Annotated in this window: 19 protein-coding genes; 6 read left to right on the top strand and 13 right to left on the bottom strand. The window is 37.4% G+C overall.

The annotated features are described in order from the left end of the window. Positions 1 to 28: 28 nt before the first annotated feature. Positions 29 to 2,260, bottom strand: a complete 2,232-nt coding sequence (locus ACLIJJ_RS17575) for a helix-turn-helix transcriptional regulator (RefSeq protein ID WP_233314869.1) — start codon at positions 2,258 to 2,260, stop codon at positions 29 to 31. A gap of 298 nt (positions 2,261 to 2,558) precedes the next feature. Between ACLIJJ_RS17575 and ACLIJJ_RS17570 the strand changes: the two genes are divergently transcribed. Together ACLIJJ_RS17570 and ACLIJJ_RS17565 are read left to right on the top strand one after the other, a co-directional pair. Next, entirely contained in the window at positions 2,559 to 3,290 is a 732-nt protein-coding gene (locus ACLIJJ_RS17570) for a rhamnogalacturonan acetylesterase (protein WP_411411399.1), read from the top strand. 110 nt (positions 3,291 to 3,400) lie between these two features. Next, on the top strand, positions 3,401 to 4,300 hold the full coding sequence (locus ACLIJJ_RS17565; RefSeq protein ID WP_233314867.1) for a LysR family transcriptional regulator: 900 nt from the start codon (positions 3,401 to 3,403) through the stop codon (positions 4,298 to 4,300). A gap of 38 nt (positions 4,301 to 4,338) precedes the next feature. On the opposite strand, the gene ACLIJJ_RS17560 is transcribed toward ACLIJJ_RS17565, so the two are convergent. Together ACLIJJ_RS17560 and ACLIJJ_RS17555 are read right to left on the bottom strand one after the other, a co-directional pair. Then, positions 4,339 to 5,238, bottom strand: a complete 900-nt coding sequence (locus ACLIJJ_RS17560; protein WP_233314866.1) for a 3-hydroxyacyl-CoA dehydrogenase — start codon at positions 5,236 to 5,238, stop codon at positions 4,339 to 4,341. A gap of 130 nt (positions 5,239 to 5,368) precedes the next feature. Beyond that, positions 5,369 to 5,965 carry a TetR/AcrR family transcriptional regulator gene (locus tag ACLIJJ_RS17555; protein ID WP_411411398.1) on the bottom strand — a complete coding sequence of 199 codons (597 nt, stop codon included), beginning with the start codon at positions 5,963 to 5,965 and terminating at the stop codon, positions 5,369 to 5,371. 156 nt (positions 5,966 to 6,121) lie between these two features. Between ACLIJJ_RS17555 and ACLIJJ_RS17550 the strand changes: the two genes are divergently transcribed. Next, the gene (locus ACLIJJ_RS17550) at positions 6,122 to 6,892 is read left to right on the top strand and encodes an SDR family NAD(P)-dependent oxidoreductase (RefSeq protein ID WP_233314864.1); all 771 of its coding nucleotides are present in this window, start codon (positions 6,122 to 6,124) and stop codon (positions 6,890 to 6,892) included. Between the two features lie 50 nt (positions 6,893 to 6,942). On the opposite strand, the gene ACLIJJ_RS17545 is transcribed toward ACLIJJ_RS17550, so the two are convergent. The 6 genes from ACLIJJ_RS17545 to ACLIJJ_RS17520 form a co-directional block, all read right to left on the bottom strand. Beyond that, positions 6,943 to 8,802 carry an ABC transporter permease gene (locus ACLIJJ_RS17545; RefSeq protein WP_411411397.1) on the bottom strand — a complete coding sequence of 620 codons (1,860 nt, stop codon included), beginning with the start codon at positions 8,800 to 8,802 and terminating at the stop codon, positions 6,943 to 6,945. Next, positions 8,777 to 9,541 carry an ABC transporter ATP-binding protein gene (locus tag ACLIJJ_RS17540; RefSeq protein WP_233314862.1) on the bottom strand — a complete coding sequence of 255 codons (765 nt, stop codon included), beginning with the start codon at positions 9,539 to 9,541 and terminating at the stop codon, positions 8,777 to 8,779. Before ACLIJJ_RS17540 ends, ACLIJJ_RS17545 begins: the two co-directional genes overlap by 26 nt. 86 nt (positions 9,542 to 9,627) lie before the next feature. Next, the gene (locus tag ACLIJJ_RS17535) at positions 9,628 to 10,629 is read right to left on the bottom strand and encodes a sensor histidine kinase (RefSeq protein ID WP_411411430.1); all 1,002 of its coding nucleotides are present in this window, start codon (positions 10,627 to 10,629) and stop codon (positions 9,628 to 9,630) included. Next, a complete protein-coding gene (locus ACLIJJ_RS17530) occupies positions 10,626 to 11,330 on the bottom strand; it encodes a response regulator transcription factor (protein WP_411411396.1) in 705 nt (234 codons plus the stop codon). Before ACLIJJ_RS17530 ends, ACLIJJ_RS17535 begins: the two co-directional genes overlap by 4 nt. Before the next feature lie 323 nt (positions 11,331 to 11,653). Then, positions 11,654 to 12,256 carry an NADPH-dependent FMN reductase gene (locus ACLIJJ_RS17525; protein WP_411411395.1) on the bottom strand — a complete coding sequence of 201 codons (603 nt, stop codon included), beginning with the start codon at positions 12,254 to 12,256 and terminating at the stop codon, positions 11,654 to 11,656. Between the two features lie 33 nt (positions 12,257 to 12,289). Beyond that, the gene (locus tag ACLIJJ_RS17520; RefSeq protein ID WP_411411394.1) at positions 12,290 to 13,156 is read right to left on the bottom strand and encodes an SDR family oxidoreductase; all 867 of its coding nucleotides are present in this window, start codon (positions 13,154 to 13,156) and stop codon (positions 12,290 to 12,292) included. A 204-nt stretch (positions 13,157 to 13,360) separates the two neighbouring features. On the opposite strand from ACLIJJ_RS17520, the gene ACLIJJ_RS17515 reads away from it, so the two are divergent. Further along, positions 13,361 to 13,807, top strand: a complete 447-nt coding sequence (locus tag ACLIJJ_RS17515; protein ID WP_411411393.1) for an Rrf2 family transcriptional regulator — start codon at positions 13,361 to 13,363, stop codon at positions 13,805 to 13,807. Positions 13,808 to 13,873: 66 nt separating this feature from the next. On the opposite strand, the gene ACLIJJ_RS17510 is transcribed toward ACLIJJ_RS17515, so the two are convergent. From ACLIJJ_RS17510 to ACLIJJ_RS17500, 3 genes are read right to left on the bottom strand one after another with little or no spacing between them, the layout of a single operon-like run. Next, positions 13,874 to 15,010, bottom strand: a complete 1,137-nt coding sequence (locus ACLIJJ_RS17510) for a zinc-dependent alcohol dehydrogenase (RefSeq protein WP_233314856.1) — start codon at positions 15,008 to 15,010, stop codon at positions 13,874 to 13,876. Positions 15,011 to 15,025: 15 nt separating this feature from the next. Further along, complete coding sequence (locus tag ACLIJJ_RS17505; protein WP_411411392.1) at positions 15,026 to 15,394, bottom strand: spore coat protein; 369 nt, start codon at positions 15,392 to 15,394, stop codon at positions 15,026 to 15,028. After that, positions 15,387 to 15,614 carry a spore coat protein gene (locus ACLIJJ_RS17500; RefSeq protein WP_233314854.1) on the bottom strand — a complete coding sequence of 76 codons (228 nt, stop codon included), beginning with the start codon at positions 15,612 to 15,614 and terminating at the stop codon, positions 15,387 to 15,389. Before ACLIJJ_RS17500 ends, ACLIJJ_RS17505 begins: the two co-directional genes overlap by 8 nt. A gap of 417 nt (positions 15,615 to 16,031) precedes the next feature. Here ACLIJJ_RS17500 and ACLIJJ_RS17495 point away from each other — a divergent pair, with 417 nt between their 5' ends. Further along, positions 16,032 to 16,241 (top strand): hypothetical protein, encoded by a 210-nt coding sequence (locus ACLIJJ_RS17495; protein WP_411411391.1) that lies wholly within the window; start codon positions 16,032 to 16,034, stop codon positions 16,239 to 16,241. Continuing rightward, positions 16,238 to 16,546, top strand: a complete 309-nt coding sequence (locus tag ACLIJJ_RS17490) for a spore coat protein (RefSeq protein ID WP_411411390.1) — start codon at positions 16,238 to 16,240, stop codon at positions 16,544 to 16,546. Before ACLIJJ_RS17495 ends, ACLIJJ_RS17490 begins: the two co-directional genes overlap by 4 nt. A 61-nt stretch (positions 16,547 to 16,607) precedes the next feature. Here the strand turns inward: ACLIJJ_RS17490 and ACLIJJ_RS17485 are convergent, their stop codons facing one another. Further along, positions 16,608 to 17,408 carry a carbonic anhydrase gene (locus ACLIJJ_RS17485; RefSeq protein WP_411411389.1) on the bottom strand — a complete coding sequence of 267 codons (801 nt, stop codon included), beginning with the start codon at positions 17,406 to 17,408 and terminating at the stop codon, positions 16,608 to 16,610. Positions 17,409 to 18,189 lie beyond the last annotated feature (781 nt).

Here is an 18,189-nt window from a genome sequence, read left to right as displayed (position 1 = left end):
GCAGCAGAAGCTTTTTCTATTGTATTCTTTAGGAATGCCGATATTCTTTTCGGTAGTCCCCTGGCGTTATGCCCAATTTCTTTTTAAAAAAACGGATAAAATTTTGCGGGTTCCGATATTTCAAACGCTCTGCGATATCTTTTATCGCTAAATCTGTGTCTTTTAACCAGGTTTGAGCCATTTGTAAACGATAATTCATTAAATAATCCACGAAGGTCTGCCCATATTCTTTTTTAAAGACATTGCTTAAATAGTTAGGATTATAATGCAAGCGGTCAGCAATTATATCAAGAGATATCTCCTCATCAAATTCCGTTTGGATAATATAGACCATTTTTTCTGACAGAGATTTAAAGCCACGCTCTGTTTTATCTTGCGTGCTAATGATTACTGGCTTTATTAAATCAATGATTAGCATTTGCTTAATTTTTTCCGGATGATAGACTGTTATCGCTGCTTGATACATCTTTTTTATATTTTCAAAGATTTTTGATTCTGCACCTAACAGCTGGCCTAACTGGACTAACTCATTTATGACTCTTATTAAGGTAACTCCTAAGCTTATCGGGTTTTTATTTAAGCGAAAAATTTCGTCCACTAATACTCCAACCATCGCAATGACAACTTCTTCGTCCCCCGACCGGATCGCATTCATTAACTCATTCTGTAACTCGACAGGAAATTTTGAAATGGACGCATCATTTAGAATCGAAGCGATATCATAATAGAATATAATCGATTCTGAACCAACATTCACGCGATAATGAAGTGATTCTTTAGCTAAGTCCACTGCCTTTTTACTTTCTATTAAAGTATCATAAACAGGGCTTATACCTGCGCTTATCACAATATTCAAGTATTTTTTTACAGCTATTTGAATTTCTTCATAATACTTCATAATCCGCCGCTCAGCTTCTTGGTCCTCTTTATCAAGGACAAAGATGACTGCTTGCATCTCATCATTTAAAACAATCGGAATTAATCGTTCCGTCTTCGGAATCATTTCTTCCACAATATTATTAATAGCCAATAAAAATATGTTTCTATCGTCCATTAGCTGTTCATCTATGCTGTCTATTTGAATTAACCCAGTATAAAATACCTTATTTTCATCGAAATGGTAACCAAACTGCTCCAGACGGTGAATGACCTCGTTTTCTGTTATGCGTTTTCTAAATAAACTCAAAACAAATAAGGTTTCTAACTGTGGTTTTTGCATGGTAAGACTTGCTGTCAGAACCTCTTTTTGTCCAACTACTCTTTCTACAGATTCTGCTAACAAGGAAAGTTCATTTTGCTTAAGATTTACCCTTTGAATGTCTAGCTTGTCTTGGATTCTTTTTATCGGACGTGAAAAGGACTCAGCTAACAGAAAAGAAATGAAGCCAACAAGCAGAACTAAAATTGCTGATGCAATCAAAAGCCCTATTCGCGTATTATGGATGATACTTCCTATTTCCCCCTCATTAATCTCTACTATGTAAAGCCAATGATTATAATCTGAGCGGGTAAAAACGTATTTTTTGCCGTCTTCAGTATCTATTACACTCGAACTTTGTCCATTTTCCATTGCAGCTGCTGTTAGTTTTTTAGAGCTTTCCTCCGACAACTTCCTATCATTTCCTGTACGTGAATAAATCAACTCTTCCTTTTGATTATATATTTGCACCAGTTGTTTATTATCACCAACGATCTTATCAATGCTTAACTTGGGAATATTGGCTATTCCTAACGCAAATTTTTCACTTTGATAAATAGGTAAAGTCATAACCATTTGAATACCATTCTTGATTGGTTTCCAAAAAAGACTTCTGCTCGAATCAGATACATAATCTTTTTGATAAGTTGTTACTTCATCCTTCGGCAGAGTTTTTAAAGAACCTTCGATAATTCCCCAATGCTCTGTTAAGCTAATCAAACTATAGTGACTTCCTTCAATCCCCATCATTTCGATATAGCTCATTTCTTTTTTGATATCGCGATAAACAGAGAAATCTTTTCCTGATAATGGATTATTAAAAATATTTTCAAAATTGGAAGTGGAACTGTATGCCGTAAATCCATATTCGATTGTTCTTACCTTCTGTTCCACGTTCTGAAGGATTTGGTTTGTATAATTTTTCTTATCTGTTAAAAAACTTTCCTCAACAGATTCGTAGGTAGAGTTATAAATAAAAATACTAAACCCTGCAACAAGTCCGACTCCTACTAAGAAAAACGGAATAAAAAGACTGTAAAACACTCGCGTTTTTTTAAACAATACCATCACTCCTTCATTAAAATTCCTCGCAACTTGTAAGCGTTATCATTTTATAATACCTTAATTTCCATCATATTAGGAGGTCTAATTAGCTTTCTTCATATGCCACTAGTCTATAGTAATCCAGTTTTCTAATTGTAATTGACATTTAAACCTTTAAATTATAATATGTAAGCGTTAACTCATAATTCATAATTATCAAAAACAATCGTACTAATATGATTATACATAATAGTGTTAACGTGTGCATATACCTAATTTGAAAAAATTGGATAAATAATAAGAAGAGGTGGTATAAATGCGAAAAAAAGCAACTATTTTCATAGCTGGAGATTCGACAGCTGCGATTAAAGTACCGGAAAAGCGACCAGAAACAGGCTGGGGTGAAGCCTTCCAAGCTTATGTTAAGGAGAATGTCAGACTTGATAATCGTGCGATTAATGGCAAAAGTACGAAATCATTCATTAAGGAAGGTCATTTAGAAGCAATTGAAAAGAGCATTAAATCAGGAGATCACCTGATTATTCAATTTGGCCATAATGATCAAAAACTTGAAGATCCTGAAAGAGGTACACATCCTTATGAAGATTATCAACAAAACCTACTTAAATATGTTCAGGTTGCACAAAGTGTAAATGCCCATCCCTTATTATTGACATCTGTTACTAGACGCAATTTTGTTGGAAATAAGATTGCCGAGAACTCAGTTGGCGATTATCCAAACGCAATGATTGAATTTGCCAAACAAAACAAGGTGCCAGTACTGGATATTCATAAAATAACTCGCGAGTTTTTGAATGCTGCCGGTGAAGAAAAATCAAAGGATTATTTTTTACATCTACCTCCTGGCCAATCTGAAAACTATCCAGAAGGTATTATAGACAATACCCACTTTAATGAAGCAGGAGCTGCAATGACAGCTCAATTAATTGTCGCGGCAATGCAGGAAAGTAATCTACCGATAAAAGAATTATTAAACGGCTTAGATACTTCGGACAAGGAAAAGCTCAGCGGTTTTCTCCACAACTAGGAACTTACTTTAAGTTTTTCACCTATCATTTTACCCCTCTTCTCAAAATATTTGATAAAATATCTTTAAGGAACAAAAGCTAATCTTAAAAAATATTTAAGGTGACAAACATGAATATAACCCAGCTTCAATATTTAGTGGACGTCGGAGAACTAGGCTCCTTTACTGATGCCGCTAAAAAGAATTTAATGACAGTCCCAGCAATCAGCCTCTCGATTACGCAATTAGAGGCAGAATTAGACGTATTGCTGTTTACACGTTCACGAAAAGGTGTAACCCCAACAGCTGAAGGCAAAAAAGTTATCCAGCATGCTGTTACCGTTTTGAAAACAATCGACAGGCTCAAATATGATATTGCTGTTTCAAAAAACAATCAGTACGGAAATATTGTTATTGCCACGATTCCCGGGCTAGTCTCACAAATCATTAATAATACCCTCGAATTCCGTGAAAACTATCCTTATATTAATGTCCAGGTGATGGAGGAAGATACAGCTGCAGTGCTCGAACAGGTTAAAAACGGCCATGCAGATATGGGATTTGTTTCACTTGGATCAAACAATCATGATGTGGCTTTAGATTGGGAACCGATTAAAAGGGTCGAAGTGGTGCTTGCCGTGAATAAAAGCTCTATCTTGAGATTCAACAATAAAATCTCTCTTGACCAAATCATTAACGAAATGAATGAATCAATTGTCCTGTACAATGATCCTTATTTGAAGAAAATTGCCGACGATTTGTTTCCAGATAACTTGAGGAACAGGATTGCATTGACAACAAATAATGGGGACGTGCTTTTACAAATGGTGCTGCAACGGAATGCGATCACGATTACAAATGACTATATTATTCGAGCATTGCCGCCACATCTAAAAGATGAGGTGGTAACGATTTCTATCAATGAGTATCTTACCCTTTCTAATTATTTATGGCGTGTGACACGAAAAAATGAAAAATGCCCAGAAATGATTGATCAGTTTACAGAGCATCTGTTGCAGGATTTAATATAGCAAAAAAGCCTTCCGAATTCGGAAGGCTTTCTATTATATTAATTTCCCAAGAAATCAGGGTCCATAAATCGAGGATTTGGGTACTTATAGAAGCCTTCTCCTGTTGCAACCCCAAGTTTACCTTTGTCAACATACTCTGTTTTCAAGAGCTCTGCCAACTTTTTGAATTCTGGATTTCCTGTTGCTTCTGCTTTGGCTTTCACAATATTGTAAGATGTAGTGATGCCGACAACGTCAAGGATTGCAAAAGGTCCTTTTGGAGCGCCAGTAGCAATCATCCATGTTTTATCGATAGTTTCAACGTCAGCAACCTCTCTTGACAAAAGCAGCTCAGCAGCGTCTAAAAGTGGCACAAGCAAGGAATTCAAAATATATCCTGGCTGCTCCTTATGTAGAGGCAGCGCCACCATTCCAATTGCTTTTGCAAAATCGACTACTTGATCAAACACTTTCATGTCTGTACCTGGATGCTTCATAATCTCCGCTGTATTGTTAATCCAAATCTCATTAGCAAAGTGAAGTGCCAAAAACTTCTCTGGACGCCCAGTTGCTTCAGCAAACTGGCTCGGCAATAATGTCGATGAGTTTGTGGCAAAAACAGTTTTTTCTGGTGCTACTTTGCTAAGATTTTGATAAAACTCTGTTTTTATTGGCACAATTTCTGGTATTGCTTCAATTAGTAAATCTGCATCAGCAGCTGCTTTTGCCAGGTCACTGTAATAAGAAATACGGCCAAAGGCTGCATCTACCTGCTCTTGGCTGGCATTTAGATCCTTTTGATAACGACCTTTTAATATGTTGATTTTTTCCTTCGCTGATTGCAGTGCTTCATCATTAATATCATAAATTGTTACATTGAAACCGTGGAAAGCTGATTGGAAAGCGATTTGGCTTCCTAAAACCCCGCTGCCTGCAACTGTGATTTGTTTGAATTCCATGATTTATACCATCCCTTTGTACAATTAATAAACTATTTAGTACTACAATACTATTTTAAAATAGATTATATATTAAATAAAGTTAATAAAACTTAATTTACTTTAAGTTTTATTTAAGATAAGTGCTGTCTTATTTCTTTACGGACACTGTTGGTGTAGAAAACCTTAATATATGTATAAGCTGTTTTCCCATATAATCGGACTGTTCCTGAAAATCACTGTCGATCCACTGCAGCAGAATGCCGATTATCCCATGAATTCTATAAGTAGAAAAAAGGTTGATATCAATATCAGAATCTACATCATCTGTGAAGAACTCAAATTCGGACCTGAAAAGCTGATCTAGCCTGTTAATCATTTTTTCCTTAAAGGAATAATTTGTTTCAGGAGACAGCATCAGCTTGTAAAACTCCTTATGCTCCAAAAAATGATCAAATAATACAATAGCGTTGGCAGACAGCTTGTGAAAATCAATGATAGATAAATGCTCATATGGCTTTTTATATGCTTCATCCATCAACTCAAACATGTCCTCTATAATCTCATCTAATAGCTCTTCTTTACATTTATAGTGTGCATAAAAGGTGCCTCTATTATAATCTGCAGCATGAACAATTTCAGTGATGGTAATATCTTGAAAACGCTTCTTTTTCATTAATTCCAACAACGCTGCCTTGAAATTTTCAACTGTTCTTTTAACCCGTTTATCTGGATAAATAGTAGACAATGGAAGGACTCCTTTAATAATTTTACTAGACAAATGATTATCATTTGTATGTTTTCGTACATATTCATTATTATTGCATATTGAAGCCCTTTCATAAATAATCTAAGCTTTAATTGCAGATAAATATAATCTAAAACTCGAAAGGATTGATATAGTATGACATTTCCTGTACTAGACGGAAAAGTTGCCATAGTAACTGGTGCTGCAATGGGCATGGGTCTTGCAACGGCAAAACTATTTGCAGAAGCAAAGGCAAAAGTGGTAGTAGCTGATTTTAATGAAGAAAAAGGACAAGCAGCAGTAGCTGAAATCGAAGCTGCTGGCGGTACAGCTTACTTTGTAAAGGTTGATATTTCTAAATCAGAGCAAGTCCAAAACCTTGTTGCAAAGACAGTAGAAAAATTCGGCCGTCTTGATGTTGCAGTAAATAACGCAGCATTAACTCCAGACAATGCTCCAGCGGCTGAATTTGATGAGGCATATTGGGACAGATTAATCTCTGTTGATTTGACTGGAACAGCTCTTTGCATGAAATATGAATTACAGCAAATGATTAAACAAGGTGAAGGCGGCAGCATCATCAACATTTCTTCTGTGAGCGGATTCCGTCCTCAGCCGAACAATATTGCATACGTGGCTGCAAAGCATGGCGTTGTTGGAATGACAAAGGTTGCTGCATTAGAAAATGGCGACAAAAATATCCGTGTCAACACAGTTGCACCAGGTGCAATCGATACACCAATGCTGCGCGGCTCCTTGGAAGAAACAGGGCAGACAGAAGAAGAATTCGCTCCTCAGCTCAGCTTGTTAGGAAGATTTGGCCAACCGGCTGAAATCGCACAAGCAAGCCTATGGTTAGCTTCCGACCAATCATCTTATGTAACAGGAACAACTATCCATGCTGATGCTGGTTATACAAGCAGATAATCATACGAAAGCAGCAGCTCCATCATCGGGCTGCTGCTTTTTTTCCTTCATCAAAGGACATTTTTAACCTGCTTTGTGTAAAAAAAGCGGACAATCGCAAAGTAAATTATTTGGATTAATGTAAATACACCTAGTACTGCTGTGGATATTTTTGTTAAATCATAATAAAATAAATGTGATAACGCTGTTAGTGCAACTGCCCCATGAATCAGTGCCACCAAAATCGGCGTAAAGAATAGAATTGCCGTTTGTCTTGTAAGAACGTTCTTCAATTCTTTCTCTGTTAATCCCATTTTGGCAATAGACCGAAACTTCTGTTTGTCTTCCTCTAAATCTGCGTACAGTCGGAAATATAGAAAGCTTCCCGCTGAAACAAAAAAGACTATTCCAATAAACAAGCCTACAAATAATACTAAGCCATATTGCTTGTTGAGCTGATAGATACTATAATCCTTAGCAGAAAATTCATAAGGAGGAACTACTTCTTCTATCTTTTTGGAAGCTGCTATAATATTGTCTTGCCCTTCTGTGACTTGCCATGCATGATAGCTCTCCTCACTTAAAGGAGCTGGCAGTTCCTCAAAGTCCTGGTCAGAAACTACATAATAAGAATCCGTTGCTGGAAGGGCTCTGGAATAAATCACTTCTTTTGGAACCAAGGATGTACCTGAATTCAATTTTAACGGTTGTTTAAGTAATTCTTCCGTTTGGCCAAATTCATTGCCGGTAAATTCAACTACCTTAACCTCACCTTTGCCAATATTAATTGTGTTTTCTCCCAATAAAACAGCAAATCGATTAAATTCTGTTTCACTAGTTATAACGATATGATTTTGTCCTACCTCATAATAGCGGAGCTGGGTTTGCTCATGATTTGCTTCCATCTTTTCTTCCTTGATTGTTTCATTTATAAAAGCAACATCTTCCTTGTCTTGATCTACCGTTATATAGTCAAACGTATAAGGATTGTTATTTTTCAGCCCTGCCGTTAGGAAGGTTTGAAACCCAAACAATGTTCCGATTGCACTAAAGGCTACTGTAGATATAATGGCAACCATAAAAAAAGTACGGGCATTATCCTTCATCCGGAAGGATAAATCAGAAAAAAGAATCATATTTGTTTTTCGCCAGAATATGTTGTTGTTATGTTTCAATCTGCGGATGATATATACACTCAGCTGTGTAAACAACAGATAAGTACCGATAATTACGACTATTACTACTGGCAGCATCGCGACAATCACGACAGCACCTTCTACTATTAGAGCAGCTGCATAGCCAACTCCAATCAGCAATACTGCAGAAATCGTTAAAAAGATATTAGCTTTTGGTTCACCTTTTGACTTCTTATTTCCTTTGATTAAATCGATGAGCTTGCGACTGCGTAGTATATAGGAAACAAATAACGAAATAAACAAAAACAACAATATAAACGAAAGAAATGTGATGATAATGGCTTGTGTAGGAAAATAAAAGTTTAGCGCGTCATCCAAAACAAGCACATTTTCTGCGATTAATAATATCACTTTAGAAAAAATCAATCCTAATAAAATACCGCCTAAGGTTGCAAAAAAACCGATTACCATGTTCTCCATGAATATCATGAGACGAACTTGCCTAACGGACATCCCTTGCATCATCAATAACCCTAACTCTTTCTCCCGGGTGCTCAAGAATGAACTCATAGAATATAGTATGAAGAAGAAGGAAAAGACATAGATGATTCCTCCTGCAATATTCATCCCTTGTTGTACGGAGGAATTCATGTCACTTCCAGATATAACGTGATGGTAGGCGAAAATCGCAAATGTGAAGAATACCATCACCGTAAACATACTGCTTAGGAAGTAGGCTGCATACAGTCGTTTGTTGCGGATAACATTATTAAACGCGAATCTGCGAAAGGTCATGCCCATCTCCTCCTAGTAAAGAAAGTGTATCAATTATTCTTTGGAAGAAGGCTTGGCGATTATCGCCGCGATGAATTTCCGAATAAAAATTGCCGTCCCGAATAAAAATTACCCGATTACAGTAACTGGCTGCTTGCGGATCATGAGTCACAAGTAGCATCGTTGTGCGCTCCTGTTTATTTATCGTTTCCAGCATTTCCATGACATCTTTGGACGACTTCGAATCTAAATTTCCGGTTGGTTCATCAGCAAGCAGCAATTTAGGGACATGTATCATCGCCCTTGCCACTGCTGCCCTTTGTGCCTGACCTCCAGAAATCTCATAGGTGCGCTTATTCATAATAGCGGTAATCCCCAATTTTCCCGCGATTTCCTGTGCCTTTTGTTTCATCTCTTTTACTTTTTTGCCATCGAGTGTCAACGGAAGAACAATATTTTCTTCTACCGTTAAGGTATGCAGCAAATTAAAATCCTGAAATACAAAGCCCAGCTCCCGTCTGCGGAATTTTGCCAGCTCCTCTCTTTTGAGCTGATGCGGATTATTACCATTGATCAATATCTCGCCAGTCGTTGGCTCATCAATTGTTGCTATCATATTTAAAAGAGTCGTTTTCCCACTGCCAGAGGGTCCCATAATTCCTACAAATTCGCCGTTTTCAACAGATAAATTTATATTATTTAATGCTTTATAAGCAATTTTGCCTTCATATATTTTACTGACCTGGTTCACTTCTAACATCACAAGATCTCCTTTTCTGCTTTTGACCTGTGATTAGTATACCTTGCAAAAGTAGTGCTTAACTATCGATTCTTCTTACACTTTCCTTACAAGCTTGTAAGGTTTTGCGTGTCCGAGAAAACGATGCGAAAAGTTGTACCTTTACCTGATGCTGACTCCATTTCAATCTGGTGACCGAGAATATTCAGCGTCTCCTTCGTTAAATACAGTCCCATCCCTGTAGATTCCCGAAACCTTCTGCCATTTTCTCCGGTAAAAAAGGGATCGAAAATCCGCTTTTTATCGCTTTCTGGTATGCCAATTCCAAAATCCTTTACTTCCAGAATGGCTTGTTTCTCTCTTTCATAAATGGAAATAACAATCCGATTACTAATCCCAGAAGAATATTTAACTGCATTACTAATAAGCTGGGTGAGAATAAAAAACAGCCACTTCTCATCAGTCTCGACTGTCATTCCTGGCTTTTGCACCTCTAGCTTAGGATAAACCTTGTTCCTGATATAAAAGCGTTTATTCTCACCGTTCACTTCATCTATCAATTTTGCTAGATTTACCGGCTTGATATGAAAATCCTGCTCTATTGTTTTTAACCTGGCTATATACAAAACTGTGTTCAGACCAGTCTTCATTACTTCCGTCTCTTCGCGGATGCTGGATGACTCAGGTTCATCTAAATTTTGGGCAGTGAGTTCAATTACTGATAATGGGGTTTTCATCTGATGCACCCATTGGTCCATAAACTTACGATGCTCTTCCTGCTCTTTTTCAACTAGTTTCAATTGATTTTGAAAAAGTTTGTATTGAGTTCGCATCAACTCATCGAAGGCTTTAGAAATCGGGGCATCATCTGTTTTTTGATAGCTGTCATCAAGCGTTTCCAGCGGCTGATTTAAACGCTTGTACATTTCCTGCCGTGATAAATAATAATATAGGAAATAACTAACAAGGATGAAAAAGTTGAGAAAAACAGCGTAAGCAAACAGCTTAATATCTCGATAGCCATCAAACCAAAAAATCGAAAGAAAAAGGAGCATTTGCACAGCCTGCACAAAAATCAACAACGTATGCTCTTTTAAGAATAATCTCATTTCTTTTCCGCCGTCCATGATACATGTAACCGATATCCTGCTCCTCTTACAGTTTCCACTGCATCGTGTAAGCCAATTTCCTGAAACTTTTTACGGACTCTTGTAATATTAACATTCAATGTATTTTCATCTACATAGCTTTGGTCATCCCACAGCTTTTCCAGTAAATCCTCTCGTCCAGCCACACGAGGATATCGTTCCATCAAGCTTTCAATAATATCTGCTTCTTTCTTTGATAAAGAAATACTCTTGCTTCTATAGGTAAGCTCGAGTCTCTCTGGAAAGAATCTTAGACCAGCGTTTTCTAATATTCGGCTCTTTGGAATGCTGGCATACTCCCCGTAAGCACGGCGCAGCTGGCTGCGGATTTTTGCGATTACAATTTCTGCACTAAACGGCTTTGTTATATAGTCATCTCCGCCATTCTCTAATGCCATCACTTGATCCATCTCCCCTATCCTTGCAGAAAGAAAAATCACAGGACAAACCGATTCCTTGCGAATTTGCCTGCACCAATAATAACCATCAAAACTTGGCAAATTAATATCTAACAGCACTAGATTTGGATTTATTTCATAAAATGTATTCATTACATGTTCAAAATCAATGACACACGTCACATCATAACCATATTTTTCAATATGCGTCTTTAAATGGGTTGCAATTTTAGGGTCATCCTCAACAATCATTATTTTTTGCATGTTTGATCACTCCTTATTTCAGTTTCCATTATGGCATAGAATGGGAGCAGCGACAAAAAATTCATAAAATCGTAAAACGCTCTCTGCACAAGCAGCATCTTTAAAGGCGATGTATACATCTATAATGGGTACTTATAATTGATAAAACGGATTAGGCGCTTGCGCTAATTTAGGGCATTTAAAAATTATAATAATAGAGTTAAACGTATGGGATAACCATATTTCCAATTTCCGAAGCGAGAAAATCACACTTTTTTAGCTGAAACGTATGAAGCAAAAAACCGGCCATCCTTTCGGATGCCCGGTTTATCTATAATAAATCTTTACTTTCTTATTGTTTTTAAAGCGCCGCTCCAAGCATTTACTTGGTCAAGCATTGCATTTACATTTGTAAGATGCAGATCAGCTGGCTTAAATACAGAGCCATTTTCGAAATCTGTGAATAAGGATAAAGTTGGATGAACACGCACGTCGGCAATCAATAGTTCCCCTAAAATCCCTCTTAAATGTTCTGCAGCTCGAGCTCCGCCTGTTGAACCATAGCTTACTATCCCAGCTGCTTTATTGTTCCAGGCTTCGCGAGCTGAATCAAGGGCATTTTTTAATGCTCCTGTGATACTGTGGTTGTATTCTTGAACGATAAAGACAAATCCATCTAGGCTGTTGAGCTTTTGATTCCATGCCGTTATACTTGGCTCACTGCCATCTGTAGTGCCAAGAAACGGCAGATTAAATTCAGCAATATCAACGACTTCGTAATTAGCATCACCGCGTTTGTCAGCAATTTCTTTCATCCATGCCCCTACTTGCGGACTTACTCTACCTTCTCTAGTGCTTCCTAAAATAATCCCGATATTTAGCTTTTCAACTGCCATTGTCTCATCCTCCTCTGTTTGTTTCCCAAAAATCTTTTTGAAAAAACTCATTTTATCAACCACCTGTCACAAGAGAAAGATCTCTTATTTAGTGTTTTCTTTGACTATTTGCTCTAATCCTTTACGAATAGATGTTACTGGACGTCCAAGCACCTTTTCAAAGTCATTGCTTTCAATTTCTAATGTTCCTTCACGGATGTCTTTTTGAATATTAACAAGCATTGGCAGGAGAAACTCTGGAACACCTGCGCCCTTCATAATCTCTGTGTAAGCAGCATCATCCACATGCTGTACAGCAACATTTGCCCCAATAACAGCACCAAGCTCTGCGGCAATTTCATCCGTTGTTAGCAATGGGCCAGAAAGTTCATAAATTGTATTTTCGTGACCAGTTCCAGAAAGCACTATCGCTGCTGCCTCTGCATAATCCTGCTGCAACGCCCAGCCGACTTTGCCGTTTCCTGCTGATGTTACCCATGGTGCTCCTGCTAGAACTCCTTGGATGCTGGAGCTTTCATTTTCTAAGTACCAGTTGTTGCGCAAGAAAGAATATGGTATACCAGACTCTTGAATTCTTGTTTCTGTTGCTTTATGTGTTGGAGCAAGGAAATTGCTGCTTGCCTGTGCATTGCCGATACTTGTGTATGCGATGAATTTCACTCCAGCACGCTCGGCTTCGGCTACTGCATCTGTATGCTGGCGGATTCTTGTTTCGTTATCTCCATCTGCTGAAATGATAAGCAAACGGTCAATCCCTGCAAAAGCTGCAGCCAAAGTTTCAGGCTGATTAAAATCGCCTTGGCGAACTTCCACTCCAAGCGCAGAAATCCATTCTGCTTTCTCTGGATTGCGGACACTCACTGCCAGTTGTTCTGCAGGCACTTTTTTAAGTAATTCCTTCACCACCTTGCTTCCTAATTTGCCAGTTGCTCCAGTTACTAATAGTTTCATTGCAATTCCTCCAAGTAAATTTATTCATGTAATGATGTTATCATGCATAATAACGCTGTAATTATTTTGAATACCTGTATCCATAATAGATACCTCTATAACTTTTGTCAACGAGAATGTTTTTTTATTTTTTGGGGAATATCATGTATAATACTTTTTATTCTTATTCTAAGATCTTCATAATCGTATAAGCAGGTGAGTTTTGTGCAAATAAGCAGCAGATTTACTGTTGGTGTTCATATATTAGCTCTATTGGAAATTAATAAAAAAGGAGTCAGCTCTTCTGAATTTTTGGCAGGAAGTGTTAATACAAACCCCACTTTGATCAGAAAAATTATGGGAATGCTGAAAAAAAACGGGCTGATTGAAGTTCAGCCAGGAATTGCTGGGGCTAAGCTTGCTAAGCCTCCTTCCGCTATCCGCTTAATAGATGTATATAAAGCTGTTGCTGTTGTAAAAGAGCAGGAATTATTCAGTGTACATGAAAATCCGCTGCGTGACTGCCCTGTCGGCAGAAACATTCAGGATTCGATTACGCCTGTTTTATCATCAGCCCAAACAGCCTTAGAAAAAGAGCTGGAAAATGTGACAATTGAGGATATCATTAAAGATATTGAGCAAAAAGAGAATGATATGACAAGTAGCTCATAAATAAAAAAACTAACCCACTAGCCTTGCATAGCTGCACGGAATGTTTGTGGGTTAGTTTTTATTAATTCAAGGTTTAAGGACAACTTTAATACAGTTGTCTGTTCGTGTATCAAAATATTCATAGCCCTTTTCTGCCTCACTAAGGGGCATGACATGTGTGATTACATCACCGAAATCCATCTTGCCTTGTGATACAAGATTATATAGGTAAGGCATATAATGGATGACAGGAGCTTGTCCTGAACGGATATTAACATTTCTTTGAAAGATGTCGCCTAAAGGAAAAGCGTTATATCTTCCGCCATATACGCCGGTTACTTGAATGGTGCCGCCTTTGCGAACAGCCTGACTGGCAATAACTAATGCACTCAATGTTCCGCCATGGAGCTTTAAGCCAGTAGCGAGATATTCCATCGGTGTCATTTTCCCGTCCATACCAACTGCATCGATGACAACATCCGCTCCGCCCTTTGTTATCTCCTTTAAGTATTCACCTGTATTGGGATGATGCTCAAAATTAACTGTCTCGACTTTATTTGTTTTTTTTGCATGCTGCAGGCGATATTCGAGATTATCCACAGCGATAACTCTTTTTGCGCCTTTAAACCATGCAAACTTTTGGGCCAGCAAACCTACCGGACCGCAGCCGAGGATTACCACTGTGTCTCCATCCTTTACACCTGCATTATCAACGGACCAAAAAGCAGTAGAAGCTGCGTCTGACAGCAGTACCAATTGTTCATCCTCAACTTCACAATTTTCGGGTATTTTGAATGGGGTAAAATTGGCATATGGCACACGCAAATATTCAGCCTGACCGCCAGGATAGCCTCCCGTTAAATCGGAGTAACCAAAAAAACCACCAATTTCACCATTGTCATTAGAATTATCACATTGGCTTTCTAGATTATTTTTGCAAAAGAAGCATTCCCCGCAGGCTACGTTAAACGGAATGATAACTCTGTCCCCTTTTTGGAGATTTTTCACGTCAGGTCCCACTTCTTCGACAATCCCCATTGGCTCATGTCCGATAATATAATCTTCTGGAAAGTTCGGAATCATTCCATGTATTAAGTGAAGATCAGATCCGCATATTGCTGAAGTGGTGACTTTTATCACAATATCATCACTCTTTTCAATCTTTGGACTCGGCACTTCTTTAACCTTTACATCTTTAATGCCTTGGAAAGTAACAGCCTTCATTCTTTACATCCTTTCTTATTCATCGTCATCTATTTGCGCCATCATGCCAAGGCGGGAAGTATCTCCAGGAAATAAATCCATCTTTCCAATCATTAAAGCACCTTCAATAGCCTTTAAATCCATCTTGTATTGATCTTCTAAATTATATGGATGCAGCCACCCTTTTTTCATCATGAAGCTCGACACTTCTTCATGTAAAGCCAACCCTGCCTCAAGCTGAATCCGAAAAGCTTCCCGTAAATCTGGTGTTACCGTTTCAGACAAGGCAGTCGCAGCATTTCGAACACCGGTCTTAATGCTCAGCAAAAACTCCAGCGCTAATGCAGAATCAGCCATTTCCGGCATGCCTTCCGCATTTTCCACCTCTAAGTAATCTTTAATCATTGTAGTTCTCCTCCGAAACTGGGTTAGGCATTTTATAAAAGTTTTGCAAATATTCCAGTGCCTGAATGGATTGCTCCACATCCTTCTCCATTAACGCCTTTAATTCCTGATCAAAGACGACACCGGACATCATCTTGGATTTAATTACACAAGTTGTTTTGAAATTCAGCATTTCATGCAGCTCTAATGTCTCATGGTTTGCTAAGCCATTAGTCTCCATACACTCACCTCCATAGGTTTACTAAAGTATTTTTCGTTTACAATCTTTCCTTTATGCGGATTGCAAAAATTCCAGATTAATACAAAATACTTCAACAAGACTATACCTGTTGAAGTATTTCTATTTTATTTATTTTTTTGGTTTTGACTGTTCGAACTTTTCTTTACTCGGTCTTTCTTGCACTTTTCGGTTAGAATCAAATGATTCTATATTTGCAAACCCATGTGTACCTCTGCCATTTGGCATATTTCCACCTCATCTCTCCTGTTTATTTTGTATAAATCAGCCGAGAAAATGAACGGAATTGGAAGGAAAATTCAGGAACTCAGGATGAGTGTAAGACAGTGCATAAACTCTTTTATTAGTGAAATTATAACAAGGACTATGTATGCAAGTGTTATGAAGGAGGATTAACATATGCCAAGAAATTTAGGGTTGCATGAAAGCTTAGAACTTCATGAACTTCTTACATTTAAAAATACATGCTTGACTAAATCAACAACGATGGGTACTTTAGCAAAAGATGCCGCACTTCAAGATATTCTTAATCTAGATGCGGCACAATCTCGTGAGGCTGTCGAAGCACTTAGGAGCTTGCTGGCTCAGCAAGGAGGCACTTTATTATGAATGGCTTTATGCAAAACCTTGTCGGCTTAGGAGATATTACAGATCAGGTTATTGCCACAGATTTATTAATTTCCGCCAAATCTGGCATAAGAAACTATGCTTTTGCGATTACGGAGGCTGCTACCCCGGAGGTCCGTTGCGTGTTGAACAAACAATTGCATGATGCGATAGACTTACATGGCAAAATCAGTGATTATATGGTAGCAAACGGCTACTATCATCCCAGCAATGTGAATGAACAGCTGAATGTAGACTTGCAAACAACAGACACAGCCTTAAGCCTTCCAAATAAGCAGGATAAGTAACACTGTTATAGAAACAACAAAAGCTAAATTGTTTAGCTTTTGTTGTTCAGATTTGCCTTCCTTAGCTCTTTATGATGATTCGTTCATTTAAAGATTGAACGGGACGATGGTCGTCAGGGAAAATTCGTCGAAATGTCTCAATTTGTTCTTGCGACATTTCAATTGGTGTTTCAAACACAGTCCAGTTTACTTGTTCTGTACACGGCGGTGTTGTTAAAGACCCATCATAATGAAAGGCAGTTTGCTCTTTTGGAAGCAATGCACTTAAATTAACTGGTTTAGTTAAGGAGATATCTGCCTTTGTTTCTTCTTGTGGAAGTTGATTCCATAAATTAGCTAATATTTTATTTTCTTTCCCTTCCTGAATCATTACACCAATAACCGCAATCTTCCCATCTTCATCTTTATGAACTAAATGAAGCTCCATCTCATAATTTTTTCCGTTAAATTGATGTTCGCTCGGGGTATGAAAATGAAACTGTGCAAGGTTGTATTCCTTCCCGTTAATTACAGCCGTATTGCTTTTGTCTACTGCATTTGCTTGAATTGTATGCCCATTGTTTTGAAGAGTAAAGAACGAAGACTTATACTTAATTTCCGTCTCCCCTTCAGATGTCTCTGCTTCTACTTGAGAGAAATCAATATTAATTGGTGACTGTTCCGTTCCATCAACACAAGCTAAGTTTGCTTGACCTAATTCTCCCCAGTGAACAGGACTAGTGTCTCCTTCATAAGACCAATGCGCAGCATCGATTTCTCTTTCTTTTTCTGCTTTTAATCCTGCACCAGTTTCTGTCGAACAGGCTCCCATCCCAAAAACACTGACAACAGCTAACAATGGATATACAAGTATCTTTTTCATCTTTATTGTCTCCCCATTCTTTTATTAAAACTTATATTAATAAGATACTAAATTTCCATAATAATACATACATAGTAATTTTTTTGTTAATCGCTTACATATGAAAAATAGATTTATTTTACCATTTTTAACTTTATTCGAAAAACTAGACTCTCTTAACTATTCATGAATATAGATGTATGATTAATAACAAACCTATAAAAATACAGATATTGAGTACTTTGGAATTTGCAACAAGGAGTGCTCACCCAATTTTACACAAGCATTCTAAGCAGGATGTCTATTAACCTCTTTCATATATGAATGTATATTGCGTTAAACAAAGTAAATATTTGTAATAAAAGTGATAATTAATATAAAGTCGAATGACTAAATTAAATATCTGAAACATTATTAATCTATTGTGCTATGTCATACTTGTTATTTTGTTTATTCGAGTTATTGATAACGATAAAAGGATTATTGCTTTAGGTATTATCATTTTTTCACTCCGAGCTATATATGACATTGTAAAATATCGTAAAAGCAAAACTAAAGAGTCTTCATAAGCCTTCTTTTCTATTATGATTGCAACTCTAAAATTGTTACTTACCAATTCCAGCTGGAATTAATATAGTAAAGGAGATTTATATAGTGGCGAATAAAATTAACTTTATCTTCACTGTCCTTTTCATTGTTGTTCCGTTCGTATTTCTAATTAGTTTTTTTATTTGGAGATTATTAATGAATACAGGTGGTTTAATAGTTATAGCCGCCGATTGTTTACCTATTCTAGGTATTT

The organism is Niallia laureatilytica (assembly GCF_046613985.1).
Classification (GTDB): domain Bacteria; phylum Bacillota; class Bacilli; order Bacillales; family Cytobacillaceae; genus Niallia.
Note: the sequence above shows the minus strand (reverse complement) of the source record. Positions and strands in the feature narration are given on the sequence as shown.